Source organism: Nonomuraea sp. CA-143628 (assembly GCF_050942315.1).
Taxonomy (GTDB): Bacteria; Actinomycetota; Actinomycetes; order Streptosporangiales; family Streptosporangiaceae; genus Nonomuraea.
In genome coordinates, this window is record NZ_CP192072.1 from 10,036,708 (window position 1) to 10,048,694 (window position 11,987).

The following is an 11,987-nucleotide window of genomic DNA, read 5'->3' on the forward strand; positions in this document are numbered from 1 at the left end:
CCAACAAAGCCCCAAACGCTCAGAGGCAGGCACGCTGCTATCAGATCTCTTCGAGGACGTGCACCTGGGGGAGATCGCGGTGGCGGTGGTGGGCTTGGGCGATCGCCGCGAGGTTGTCGCGTCCCAGGGCACGGTAGGCCATGGTGAGCAGTTCGTTCGCATGGCGTTCGAGCTCAGGGTCTCCCGCGCTGATCCAGTGCAGGTCACGGCCGAGGGTGAGAGCGTCAGCGGGGTGTCCGGCGGCGCAGCGACGCCGTGCCTCGGCGATGCGGGCTTCGCGGGCGACCAGATCATCGGTCAACTCCTTCTGCAGGGCTGTGCAGAAGTCGTAGTCGTCCCAAGGTCTCTGCCGGCCGCGCTCGATCAGGGTGTCACCGTCAACGAGCGCGCCGCCGCCGTCCAGGGTCTCGATCCGATCCGGGTCTCCGCGCTCGAGCAGTTCTGGGGAGTGTCTGTAGGCGTTGTGGTAGTCCTCGCCCTGCTCATCGCGGTCGCCGGTCTCGACGGTCATCAGGGCCTCGCGCAGCAGCCGTAGCCGATGCCGTCGTGCGACCACGTCAAGGTCCATGGGATCGGCCGGCTCATCATCCTGATCTCCGACGTGGCGCCATCCCCATTCGAGCGTGTCCCGGACGACCTCGAGGGGTGTACGCGACGGGAGGCCCACGCCGCCACCGTCGTTGTTGTAGTAGGAGGCGACGCCGGCGCAGGTGCGGCCGTCGTCGTACCAGAGCCCGAAATGCAGCCCGTCGCTGCCGCCGTGCATGAACGTGAGGAACTCGGGCGGGTCACGGTAGTAGCGGCCGTGTACGCGTACATCGATGCCGGCCCGGGCATTACGAGCGGGATCATCGAACAAGTCCATGATCCCGAAGGGGACCAGCTCCAGGTCCTCGAGGGCCTGCTTTTCGGCCGGGCCTAGGGACAGGAGGAAGCCCCGAAACCGGAAGATCGAGTCGGGCAGCCGGAATCCCCAGTCGCGGGCAAGGCGTTCCTCGATCGCGGCGCGCTCGCGCTCCACCTGGGCCACAGCGGCCGAATGGTCCTGTGGAGGGTTCGTCACCTTCCACACCGCGTAGTCCCGCAGCTCGGCGGCGGAACGCGCGGCGGCCCGCCGACGGTCGGCCCGCTCCCACAACGTCGGTGGCGGATCGGGCTGCCCGAATATCGTGGCCAGCAACCGTCCTTCGGCATCGGGGCGATCGATGGCCGGGTACCGCGACCGGCGCTCTTCGCGGGCGGCCGCAGCAGGCAGCCAGCGGCCGGAGTCGGCCGCCATCCGCCTTCCCGCCTCACTGATCGGCAGGGGAGCGATCTCCTGATCGAACGCGCGCAACGCCACTTCCTTACGCCGCCGCACATCGGCACACAACGCGGCGTAAGCGTCCCACTCCTGGGCCGGATCCTCCTCAGGACGATCGGCACGTTCGAGAAAGAACTCGAACTTCTCCCCATACCCGACGTCGTCGAACTGCGCCGCCACCCGCTCCCGCAACCCCGCGAGGACCTGCCCGTCATCCTCCGCCCCGCTGAACCACAGCTCGGGTATGTCCTCGGGATGCTCCAGTTGGTCCCGGTGGAGATCCACCGTTGTCTCCCGCCCGAAGATCGTCACACGCGCGGTCAACCTGACGCCGTGCACAGAGACGAGCTCCGCGTCGAAGTCGGCGAACGGGCCATCGACAATCCGCACAAACTTCCGCTCCACAATGATCCCCTGTCGCCACGGACGATCTCTGGGGCAGCATGGTAGAGATCACCACGGACATTCGGGGGCTTGCGCTCTCATCGCACCTGCTGAAGGGGAGCAAGCTAAAAGGGGGTTCTCGTCCGGCTTACCGGACGTGAACCCCCCTTACGCCGAGCAACGTCACGATCGGCTAGCAGACCGAGACGTTGTCGTCCCCCCAGGAGCATCCTCCCGCCGCGAACCCCACCCGGCGTTCGGATGCTTCCCCTGTGACACCCACCGCACTGGGGTGCCGGGATCAAGACTGTCGTACGCCGCTTGCAACAGACTTGTAGAACACTTGCCACATCCATCGCAAAGCGGTCAACGCGCTGTCAGTCGTGCTCGGCAGCTGCGGGCACGACATCACCCTCCTGCGGAGCCACCCTGCGCACGACCACGGTGCTGATCCGGTTACGGCGCCCAGCGAGGCTCTCGGCCGTCAACTGGAGCCCGGCCATCTCCGCCTGAGAGCCCGCGATCGGCACCCGGCCCAGCGCGTGGGCGAGCAGCCCGCCGACGGTCTCGACGTCGTCGACCTCGATCTCGGTGTGGAACAGCTCGGCGAGCTCGTCGACCGGCATCCGGGCCGTCACCCGGAGCCCGCCGTCGGGCATGGCCTCGACGCGGGGCGCCTCCCGGTCGTATTCGTCGGCGATCTCGCCCACGATCTCCTCGAGCACGTCCTCGATCGTGACCAGGCCGGCCGTCCCGCCGTATTCGTCGATGACGATGGCCAGGTGGATCTGCCTGGCCTGCATCTCGCGCAGGAGCTGGTCGATCGGCTTGCTCTCGGGGACGTAGGTGGCCGGGCGCATGATCGACTCGACCTTCTCCTCGCCGCCGTCCTCCCCCGAGTCCGACTCGTGCACCCTGCGGGTGACGTCCTTGAGGTAGGCGATGCCGATGACGTCGTCCTCGTTCTCGCCCACGACGGGGATGCGGGAGAAGCCGCTGCGCAGCGCCAGCGACAGCGCCTGGCTGAGCGTCTTGCCCCGCTCGATGAAGACCATGTCGGTGCGCGGCACCATGACCTCGCGCACGAGCGTGTCGCCCAGCTCGAAGACCGAGTGGATCATCTCCCGCTCGTCGGGCTCGATCATCCGTCGTTCCTCGGCCAGGTCGACCAGATCGCGCAGCTCCGCCTCGGAGGTGAACGGGCCGTCGCGGAACCCCTTGCCGGGGGTCAGCGCGTTGCCGAGCAGGATGAGCAGCTTGGGCAGCGGGCCGAAGATCCGGGTCAGGCCGTAGACGATGGGGGCGCTGGCCAGCGCGATCGGCTCGGCGTGCTGGCGGCCGAGAGTGCGGGGCGAGACGCCGACGATCACGTAGCTGACCACGATCATCACGGCGGCCGCGCACACATACGCCCAGCCCTGGTCGTGCATCAGGTCGATGAACAGCAGCGTCGCGATCACCGTGGCGATCAGCTCGCAGCTCAGCCGGAGCAGGAGCAGCAGGTTGAGATAGCGCGGCGGGTCGTTGACGATGGCCCGCAGCCGCTCGGCGCCACGCCGCCCCTCGCGCACGAACTCCTCCGCGCGCACCCTGGAGATGCGCGTCAGTGCCGTTTCCGCACTGGCGATCAGGCCACCGATCACCACGAGGGCGATGGCCAGAGGCAACCAGGCGTTCACCGCGGGCTGCGCACCTCCCGCCACGACTCGAGGAGCCGGGCCTGCAGGCCGAACATCTCCTTGTGCTCCTCAGGCTCGGCGTGGTCGTAGCCGAGCAGGTGGAGGATGCCGTGCGTGCACAGCAGCTCCAGCTCCTCCTGCGCGCTGTGACCGGCCTCCTCGGCCTGCCGGGCGGCCACCGGCGGGCAGAGCACCACGTCGCCGAGCAGCGCCGGGTCGGCGGCGGTGTCGGCGTCGCCGCGCGCCCCGCCTCCCGGTCGCAGCTCGTCCATGGGGAAGGCGAGCACGTCGGTCGGACCCGGCTCGCCCATCCACTTCTCGTGCAGCTCGGCCATCGTGCGCTCGTCGACCACCACGATCGACAGCTCGGCGAGCGGGTTGATGCCCATCTCACCCAGCACGTGCGTGGCCAGCTCGACGAGGCCCTGCTCGCCGACCTCGGCGCCCGACTCGTTGTTGATCTCGATACTCATCGTCTTTTACCCCGATGCTGGATCTGCTTCGGCTCCTGAAGCGCGTCGTAGCGGCCGTAGGCGTCGACGATCTCGCTCACCAGCTTGTGGCGGACCACGTCGGAGCTGGTCAGCCGGGAGAAGTGGATGTCGTTGATGCCGTCGAGGATCTCCTGGACCACCCGCAGGCCGCTGACCGTGCCCGAGGGCAGGTCGACCTGCGTGACGTCACCGGTCACCACGATCTTGGAATTGAAGCCGAGCCTGGTCAGGAACATCTTCATCTGCTCGGCCGAGGAGTTTTGCGCCTCGTCGAGGATGATGAAGGCGTCGTTGAGCGTGTTGTGCGTCAGCAGGAAGTCCTCGGTGACGTACAAGGAGTCTTCGGCTGCCACCTGGATGCACACACACTCCGCGCTCCCCGCAGGCTCGATCTTGTCGACGAAGCGCGCGGGCCGCCCGCCGCCCGCTGCCCGATACTTCTCTGCCTTCCGCTTGAGCCGGAACGGCTCGACCCCCTGAGGAAGCCGCAGGTCGAGGATGTACGAGTCATGACGGTGATGAACTTGCCGCCCTCCCGCGAACCCGGGCCCACGTCCCTCCGCCGGACGAGTGCGCCAGTAAGCCACTCCCCCCAGCGACCGCACAAGGAAGACCACATCGTCCCGCAATCGTGACGACGTTGTGCCGAACTGGATCCGGCAGGTTCGGCCGCGTTGGGTGACAGGACCGCCATCCGAGTCAAGCAGTCCCTGAAGGACTGCGGTCCTAATCTCCGGGGTGTTGCTGAGGTAGAGGTCCGGCACGAATTTCGTCTGTGATCTGCAACCGGCCAATCCCAGTTCACGCATCACAGCGGTGACCGGATTGGCGATCGTGACGACGTCTCCAGGCTGCCTCACCCGATTGAGAACATAGTCGGGCCCGCTCTTCCATCTCACTCGAACCTCAGGCAGGGCAGATGCGAGTGCCTCGGCGAGCTCTGGATCGTTCGTAGCGAAGCTCGGCGTCGTCGTACCAGTGACGCAGCCGTCGCCGAGAATCAGGCCCAGCGCATAAGGATCCATAGGAACCTCACGCGCCGGGAACTGGATCGGTGCGGTCAGCAGCGGCAGCTCGTACTTCCGGTAGTGGGCGCTCCGCAGATCACCGATCATCTCCTTGGTTTCCAGCACGCGGTAGGGCTTACCCCGCCTGGAGTCGTCGCGCGTGCGCACGGACCAGAGGTGGTCTTCGGAGGCGAGCACCGAGGCGCCATCCTGGCTGTGGACCCGGTAGATCCTCTTCTCTCCCTGAGGATAGACGCCAAGCACAGGAGTGGGCTCACCGTTCGACCCGACCACGAGATCGCCGACCTTGAGCTTCCCGATGGGGCGGAACCCATCCGGAGTCAGGACATTGGTGTCGACCGGCTGCGCGCGTCCGCGCATATATGCGAGCGGCGCCACCTCGATCGTGCCCGCCGCCATCAGCTTGGGGATCGACTCGGGGTCCAGCATGTCGTGCAGCGCGTCGTACAGGGGGCGCAGGTAGGGGTCGATCTTCTCGTAGAGCGTGCCCGGCAGGAAGCCGAGCCGCTCCCCCGCCTCGACGGCCGGCCGCGTCAGGATGATGCGGTTGACCCGCTTCTCCTGCAGCGCGCGTACGGCCTTGGCCATCGCGAGATAGGTCTTGCCGGTGCCCGCGGGACCGATGCCGAACACGACCGTGTACTGGTCGATGGCGTCGACGTAGCGCTTCTGGTTGACGGTCTTGGGCCGGATCGTCCGGCCGCGTGAGGACAGGATGTCGAGCGACAGCACCTCGGCCGGGCGGTCGGACGTCATGCGCAGCATGGCGATGCTCCGCTCGACCGCGTCGGCGGTCAGCTCGCCGCCATTGCGCAGCACCTCGACCAGCTCCTCGAACAGGCGCACGACGGCACCGCTCTCGTCGGGGCTGCCGGTGACGGTGATCTCGTTGCCACGCACGTGGATGTCGGCCCTGAACGCACCCTCGATGACGCGCAGCAGCTCGTCACGGGAGCCCAGGAGGCTGACCATTGGGTATTCGTCCGGTATCAGCACCTTGGCTTGAGTGCGCGAGGGAGGTGCCGTTCTTCGGGATTCATGTAGTTCGGACATGGGCAGGCCAGCGGCCTGATGCCTCCCGGTCTGTTCGGATGTACTTCTCCGCCCATCGTAGCCGGGACCAGGCTGATTGCTCGCGCCAATATCACCACGGCGGATCAGCCGGGCGGCCACCGCAGATCGCGCCCGCCGAGCACGTGGGCGTGCACGTGGAAGACCGTCTGCCCGGCGCCCGGCCCGGTGTTGAAGACCACCCGGTAGCCGCGCTCGGCCACGCCCTCCTGCTCGGCCACGGCGTGCGCGGTCTTGAGCACGTCGTCGGCCAGGCCGTCGTCGGCCTGGGCCAGGGCGGCCGCGTCGGCGTGGTGCTCCTTGGGGATGACCAGCACGTGCGTGGGCGCCTGCGGGTTGATGTCGCGGAAGGCCAGCGCCCGGTCGTTCTCGAGGACGATCTCGGCCGGGATCTCCTTGGCCACGATCTTGCAGAAGAGGCAGTCGGTCACAGGCAGCACCCTACCCACAGGGCTCGCCCTCCTCGGTCCTGCCCAGCTTGGCCGCCTCCAGTTCGCCGGCGATGATCCCGATGTCGTCAAGGGTCGGCTCCTCCGCGGCGAAGACGTACTTCGTCACGCAGGCCCTGAACACCTCGCTGAACCGGGTGTAGTGCTCCAGCTTGGGCCGCGTGGCCGTCGGCAGCGACTCCTTGATCGCGGAGGCCAGTCGCTGGAGGTCGTCGCGTGTCGGCGGGGTGCCCGTCTCGCGCGCGTCGGCCTCGGGGCAGACGGCCACGTCCTCGTAGGCGGCCTCGACGACCGGGGCGTAGCCGCCGCAGGCGAACAGCTGCCGCTGGTTGTCCGGCTGGAGGAGGTATTTCACGAACTTGAGGACGCTGTCGTACTTGGTGGATCTGGCGGTGATGGCGAGGTTCGAGCCGCCGAGCGTCGCCGGGCCGGGCAGCTTCGACAGCTTGACCGGCGTCCTGCCGTCGGTGATCAGCTGCAGATCCGCGTACGGCCAGTGCCGAAGGTATCCGGCACCGCCGTCGGCGAAGGCGGCCAGGCTCTCGGCCTCCTTGTCCTTCCAGGAGTCGCCCAGCGTCTGGTCGCTCTGCCACTGCCGCATCCATCGCAGCGCGTCGAGCGCCTTCTGACTGTTGGGCTTCTGGTCGAGCACGATCTCGCCGTCGTCGTCCACCACGGTGGCGCCATAGGCGCGGAGCAGTTCGAGCAACCCCACGGTCCGGCCCTCGAAGTCGCCGAGCTGCGCCAGGTAGCCGCCGCGGCGGTAGGTGGCCCCGGCCTGGCGGGCGGCGGGGAAGAGCTGGTCCCAGCTCGTCGGCTCCGGCAGGTCGGCCCTGCGGTACAGCAGCCCCACGTCCACCGCGAACGGCAGCGCGTACTGCTTGCCGTCCCACTGGCCGCTCTCGCGCGCCTGGCGTACCAGACCCGAGGGGATGTCCTCGGGCCGGATCTCGCTGAGCAGGCCGGCGGCGGCGAACTCTGCCGTCGAGGCCATGTCGATGATCAGCAGGTCGTACGCCTGGCACGGGTCGGCCTGGGCGGCGGCCAGCATCTCGTCGCGCTTGAGATCGGCCACCCTGGAGATCTCGATCATCTGGACGAGCGGGCCCTTCCAGCGGCGGATCAGCTCCCTGCGCGCGCCACCGACGCTCACGTCATCGCCGGTGGCGACCCTGATCACGTCGTCGTCCACGCACTGCTCCGCGGGCGCCGGCCGCCCCTTGACGCCGGCCACGCCGAGCGTGAGCAGCACTCCCGCCGCCGCGCCCACGGCCGCGGCCCGCCACCGCCGCGCCGTCACGGGCTCTCCCGCCACAACTCCGTCAGCTCCTTGTCGACCTCGTCGACCTGGTCCTGGTACGGCGTAACGGCTTCGGCCCGGCTGATGGGCGCGCACTTGACGACCTCACCGGCGGCCTTGACCAACCGCGCGATGTGGTCGGCGTCGCACCGCTGCTCCCCGGTGAGAAGCAGCCGTACCCTGAGCCCCTTCACCTTCCGCAGGGCGGCCACCGTACGGCCGAGGTCGCCCGCCTCGTGACCGCCGTCGGTCAGCATGACCACGACCGGGTTGGGGGTGTCCGCGAGCAGGGGCGCCGCCCGCGCCAGCACGTCCCCGAGCGGGGCGTCGCGCCCGTGTACGGCCAGCGCCCCCAGCCGTCCGGCCACCTGAGCCGAGCCCGTCACCAGGGTCTCGCCGATCCCGCCGGAGTCGGAGAAGGTGGCCAGCCGGACCGTGTCGCGGCCCTCGCGCAGCCGCCTGAGCAAGGTGCTGGCCCCTGAGCTGGCCCGCTGCAGCGCGGTGCCGCCGGTGATCGGATTGCCCATCGAGCCCGACGCGTCGACCAGCAGCAGGAACGACGTCTCCGGATGCGCCTTGCCGAGACGGTCGATCAGCCGGGCCGGTTCGACGGTGGCCGGTTCGGCGCTGTCGGCCTGCCCCGAGTCGAGCTCTTTGCCGAGCGGCATGGGTTCCTTGCGGTCGGACACGCCCGCCGAGTCGCGGTAGCCGTAGGGGGCGAGCTTGTCCTGGGCGAGCCAGTCGTGGAAGTCGATCGCCGCCCGCTCGCGCGCCTCGTTCCACTGGTCGGCCCACTTCAGCCGGACGTAGCGGTAGCTGAGGGTGGGCAGTCCGTCGAGCCGGTGCCAGGACAGGCCGGCCGTCTGCCGCCCCGGAGCGCAGGCGCCCAGGTCCTGGTGGTTGTTGACCGCGTAGACGAGGTGCTCAGGCACGATCATGGCCAGCGATTCCTTGACGGTGTCGAAGCGGTCGCGGGCGTAGCAGAGGAGACTGGCGGCGTCGGAGAGCGGGAGGTTCGGCGGGGTGTAGGCCATCTCGTCGGAGATGTCCTTGGAAGTGTCGGCGCCGTAGAGCCCTGCGCTGGCGATGAGCCCGATCTCCGACAGGTCGGCGCGCGGCCTGGCCAGGGGTGCCCCGACGGTCTCCAGCCAGGCCCGCATCCCGGGCAGGTCCGTTGGCGGGGTCTGCGTGCCCAGCCGTGCCTCCAGCGTGGGCGTGAACGCCACCAGCAGCGCGGAGGTGGCCACCGGGGTCATCCGGTCGAAGGTGACCTGGCCCAGGTTGGCGAACGCCTGGCGGAGATATTCCTCGGTGGCCGCGCTGGAGGGGATCCAGATGTCGGGATGGACCGCGATCAGCGCGCGGTAGGTGCTGCTGTTCCAGGAGGCGGGGTCGTTCCACTCCTTGTTGGCGGCCTGCGACATGGTGGCGAGCGGCGGCTGGGGGGTCACGGAGAACCGCACGCGCGGGCAGCCGCGCAGGTCGGCGCTCTCGTCGGCGTAACGGCGGCCGGCCGCCTGGAGGGCGGCCACGTTCTCGGCGGAGGTGAGCACCCGCAGCTCCAGCGGCTGGTCACAGGGGGTGGAGAGCGCCCAGCCCAGTCCGATCCGTACGAGCGGCCCGCCCTGCAGGACGAGCACCACCGCGAGCACCCCGGCGACGAACCCGAGCGCCCCGGCCGTCAGCGGCCCGGTGCGCCGGCTCACCCACTCGACGGTGGCCCTGACCAGCAGCGCGACGAACACGACCAGCCGCCACACCCCGCCGAAGAACGCCCGCAGCAGGGTGCCGAGCCACGCGACGGCCGTCCCGACGGGGCCGAGCCGGGCGCCGAGCAGGACCACCACCACGAGGACGGTCAGGACCAGGATCACCAGGGAGGCCACGACGAACACCACGCGCCCGGCCGCGCCGCCGCCCAGCAGTGGCGCCGCCACCGCCCCCAGGAAGGCCCACAGCGGCGTCACGATGGCAGCCACGTCCTTCAGCCGCTCGCTGCGAGCGGCCGGGGCGGCTCTGCGGGGTGTCTGGGGGCGCCGCATTCTCCCTCGATCCTAGATCGGCCGGAATCTGCTGTCTCCGTTGCGAATCGGTAATCCGCCGTGCCGTGCGTCCGAAGATCCTCGCGGTTAAGGTTAGTGAGCGAGACTGCCGAAAAATAAGACGATTCAGGGTCGGGCGAAGCCACCTGGCGAGGACACGACTGGCTAATGCCCTCTAAGGAACCGCAAGAGCGTAAACCCTCCGGGAAGGCCGCGCGTCCCAATGATGTGACCACCGAAACCCTCTTGGCCGACAGGTCGCTGGGGGCGGTGCCGGTCGGGTGGGACGCCGACATGGCCGTGACCGCGCTGTACAGTGCGCACTTTCGGTCATTAGTGCGTCTCGCTGTGTTGCTGGTGCGAGACATGGCAACCGCGGAAGAAGTCGTGCAGGACACGTTCGTCGCCATCCATGGCGCTTGGCGTAGACTGCGTGACCCCGACAAAGCACTTGCCTACCTGCGGCAATCCGTCGTCAACCGGTCCCGTTCCGTGCTGCGTCACCGCGCGGTCGTCGAGAAGTACGCGCCCAAGGGCCTGCCCGATGCTCCGAGCGCCGAGAACGGCGCGATCGGCGAGCTCGAACGCACCGCCGTCATCGAAGCGCTAAGGTCCCTGCCAACACGTCAGAGAGAGGCACTCGTCCTTCGCTACTACGGTGATCTGTCCGAGGCTGAGATCGCCCACGCCATGGGCATCAGCAAGGGTGCGGTCAAGAGCCACACAGCTCGTGGCATGGCCGCCTTGCGATCCGTCCTGGAGAAAATGTCATGACCCAGTCCCCCGACGAGTACGGCGACGTCCTGCGCCGTGTGCTCCGCGCGGAGGCGGACACGGTCGTGCCCTCGCCGGAAGGACTGGAGATCATCCGCGCCCGCATCGAGCGGCGCGGGGTGCGCAACCTGTTCTGGTGGCGAGCGGGCGCCGCCGCCGCCAGCGCGCTGCTGGTGGCAGGCACGATCGTGATGGTCGTCCCCGAGCTGCGCCACAAGGTCATGCAGCAGGACACCATCGAGCAGGTCAGGGACACCAGGTCCAAGCCGCCGGCCAACTCCTCGACCAGCCGGCCGGCCTCGCCCAAGCCGAGCCCACCGTCGGACGATCCGCCCGCCGTGGTGCCCGCCCCGATCACCTCCGCGCCGGTGCCCGCCTCGGAGACCGCCAAGTCCACCAGCAAGCCGACACCCAAGGCGACACCGACCCCCAAGTGCCCGACCCCCACGGCTCCTGCCGAGGAGCAGCCGCCGGAGGACTGCCCCACGGACGAGGCGACGCCCACACCGACGCCTACGCCGACCCCCACGCCGTCGGACACGAGCATGCCCGGCGGGCCCTGTCCGCTCGAGGAGTGCCCACCAACCGACATCGACGCGACGCCCGACACCTTCGCCAGCCCGCTCGGCGGCACCCCTCTCGCCACCACACCATGAGCGGCTGAGAGCTCACCAGCGTCCGGTTCGCGCCGGTCAAGCAGCCTCACTCACCAGCGTCCGGTTCTCGCCAGGAGTACGGCCGCCGCCGCCACCCCCGCCGTCGAGGTACGCAGCACCGTAGGGCCGAGCAGCACCGGCACCGCCTTCGCCGCCCTGAACCCGGCCAGCTCCGCGTCCGAGACGCCCCCCTCAGGTCCCACCACGACGACGATGTCGCCCCCGGCGGGCAGCGCCACGCCCGAGAGCGGCTCGGCGGCCTCCTCGTGCAGCACCAGACCGAGCGCCGCCCCGCCCAGCAGCGCCTCGACCCCGGCCGTGGACACCGGCGCGGCCACCTCCGGCAGGTGGAACCTGCGCGCCTGCTTGCCCGCCTCCCGGGCCGTCGAGCGCCATTTGGCCAGCGACTTGGCCGCCCTGTCGCCCTTCCACTGGGTGACGCTGCGAGCCGCCGCCCAGGGCACGATCACGTCGACGCCCGCCTCGGTCATCATCTCGACGGCCAGCTCGCCCCTGTCGCCCTTCGGCAGCCCCTGGACGACGATCAGCCTGGGCTCGGGCGGCGGCACCTCGTAGCGGCCCAGCACGTCGAGCCTGAGCGCGTCCTTCAGCGCCTCACGTACGACGCACTCGGCGACCGTACCGGCGCCGTCCGTCAGGTCGATCCGCTCTCCGGCGCGCAGGCGCCGGACCGAGGCCGCGTGGCGCCCTTCAGGACCGTCGAGGACCAGCTCCGGCCCGGTGCGGTCGGCGAGGCCGTCGGCCAGGAATACCGGCACGGTCACCGGCGATCACCCCAAAGATTTT

9 protein-coding genes and 3 pseudogenes are annotated in these 11,987 nt (G+C 69.3%); 2 read left to right on the top strand and 10 right to left on the bottom strand.

Annotated features, from left to right (window positions below):
* Nucleotides 1-40: 40 nt before the first annotated feature.
* The 9 genes and pseudogenes from ACQP2T_RS45465 to ACQP2T_RS45505 all read right to left on the bottom strand — a co-directional run bounded on the left by ACQP2T_RS45465 (nt 41) and on the right by ACQP2T_RS45505 (nt 9,750).
* Complete coding sequence (locus ACQP2T_RS45465) at nt 41-1,693, bottom strand: hypothetical protein (RefSeq protein ID WP_433511057.1); 1,653 nt, start codon at nt 1,691-1,693, stop codon at nt 41-43.
* A 371-nt stretch (nt 1,694-2,064) separates the two neighbouring features.
* Nucleotides 2,065-3,366, bottom strand: coding sequence for a hemolysin family protein (locus ACQP2T_RS45470; RefSeq protein WP_433511058.1), 1,302 nt, complete (start codon nt 3,364-3,366; stop codon nt 2,065-2,067).
* Nucleotides 3,363-3,839: an rRNA maturation RNase YbeY gene (gene ybeY, locus ACQP2T_RS45475; protein ID WP_225290749.1), complete on the bottom strand. Its 477-nt coding sequence runs from the start codon at nt 3,837-3,839 to the stop codon at nt 3,363-3,365. Before ybeY ends, ACQP2T_RS45470 begins: the two co-directional genes overlap by 4 nt.
* Nucleotides 3,836-4,159, bottom strand: a pseudogene (locus ACQP2T_RS45480) (PhoH family protein); the annotation flags it as partial. The gene ybeY and the pseudogene ACQP2T_RS45480, both read right to left, overlap by 4 nt.
* Before the next feature lie 318 nt (nt 4,160-4,477).
* Nucleotides 4,478-5,248 (bottom strand): annotated as a pseudogene (locus tag ACQP2T_RS45485) (PhoH family protein); the annotation flags it as partial.
* A pseudogene (locus ACQP2T_RS45490) lies at nt 5,237-5,941 on the bottom strand (PhoH family protein); the annotation flags it as partial. The pseudogenes ACQP2T_RS45485 and ACQP2T_RS45490, both read right to left, overlap by 12 nt.
* 104 nt (nt 5,942-6,045) lie before the next feature.
* The gene (locus ACQP2T_RS45495; protein WP_433519918.1) at nt 6,046-6,396 is read right to left on the bottom strand and encodes a histidine triad nucleotide-binding protein; all 351 of its coding nucleotides are present in this window, start codon (nt 6,394-6,396) and stop codon (nt 6,046-6,048) included.
* Nucleotides 6,397-6,400: 4 nt separating this feature from the next.
* On the bottom strand, nt 6,401-7,723 hold the full coding sequence (locus ACQP2T_RS45500; RefSeq protein WP_433511059.1) for an extracellular solute-binding protein: 1,323 nt from the start codon (nt 7,721-7,723) through the stop codon (nt 6,401-6,403).
* Nucleotides 7,705-9,750 (bottom strand): vWA domain-containing protein, encoded by a 2,046-nt coding sequence (locus ACQP2T_RS45505; RefSeq protein WP_433511060.1) that lies wholly within the window; start codon nt 9,748-9,750, stop codon nt 7,705-7,707. Before ACQP2T_RS45505 ends, ACQP2T_RS45500 begins: the two co-directional genes overlap by 19 nt.
* Before the next feature lie 294 nt (nt 9,751-10,044).
* Here ACQP2T_RS45505 and ACQP2T_RS45510 point away from each other — a divergent pair, with 294 nt between their 5' ends.
* Nucleotides 10,045-10,524: a SigE family RNA polymerase sigma factor gene (locus ACQP2T_RS45510; RefSeq protein ID WP_214638568.1), complete on the top strand. Its 480-nt coding sequence runs from the start codon at nt 10,045-10,047 to the stop codon at nt 10,522-10,524.
* The gene (locus tag ACQP2T_RS45515) at nt 10,521-11,180 is read left to right on the top strand and encodes a hypothetical protein (protein ID WP_433511061.1); all 660 of its coding nucleotides are present in this window, start codon (nt 10,521-10,523) and stop codon (nt 11,178-11,180) included. Before ACQP2T_RS45510 ends, ACQP2T_RS45515 begins: the two co-directional genes overlap by 4 nt.
* Nucleotides 11,181-11,230: 50 nt before the next feature.
* Here the strand turns inward: ACQP2T_RS45515 and ACQP2T_RS45520 are convergent, their stop codons facing one another.
* Entirely contained in the window at nt 11,231-11,965 is a 735-nt protein-coding gene (locus ACQP2T_RS45520) for a 16S rRNA (uracil(1498)-N(3))-methyltransferase (RefSeq protein ID WP_433511062.1), read from the bottom strand.
* Nucleotides 11,966-11,987 lie beyond the last annotated feature (22 nt).

Coding starts and splice junctions, on each gene's coding strand:
- ACQP2T_RS45515 (WP_433511061.1), top strand. CDS start 10,521: ATGACCCAGTCCCCCGACGAGTACGGCGACGTCCTGCGCCGTGTGCTC.
- ACQP2T_RS45510 (WP_214638568.1), top strand. CDS start 10,045: ATGGCCGTGACCGCGCTGTACAGTGCGCACTTTCGGTCATTAGTGCGT.
- ACQP2T_RS45505 (WP_433511060.1), bottom strand. CDS start 9,750: ATGCGGCGCCCCCAGACACCCCGCAGAGCCGCCCCGGCCGCTCGCAGC.
- ybeY (WP_225290749.1), bottom strand. CDS start 3,839: ATGAGTATCGAGATCAACAACGAGTCGGGCGCCGAGGTCGGCGAGCAG.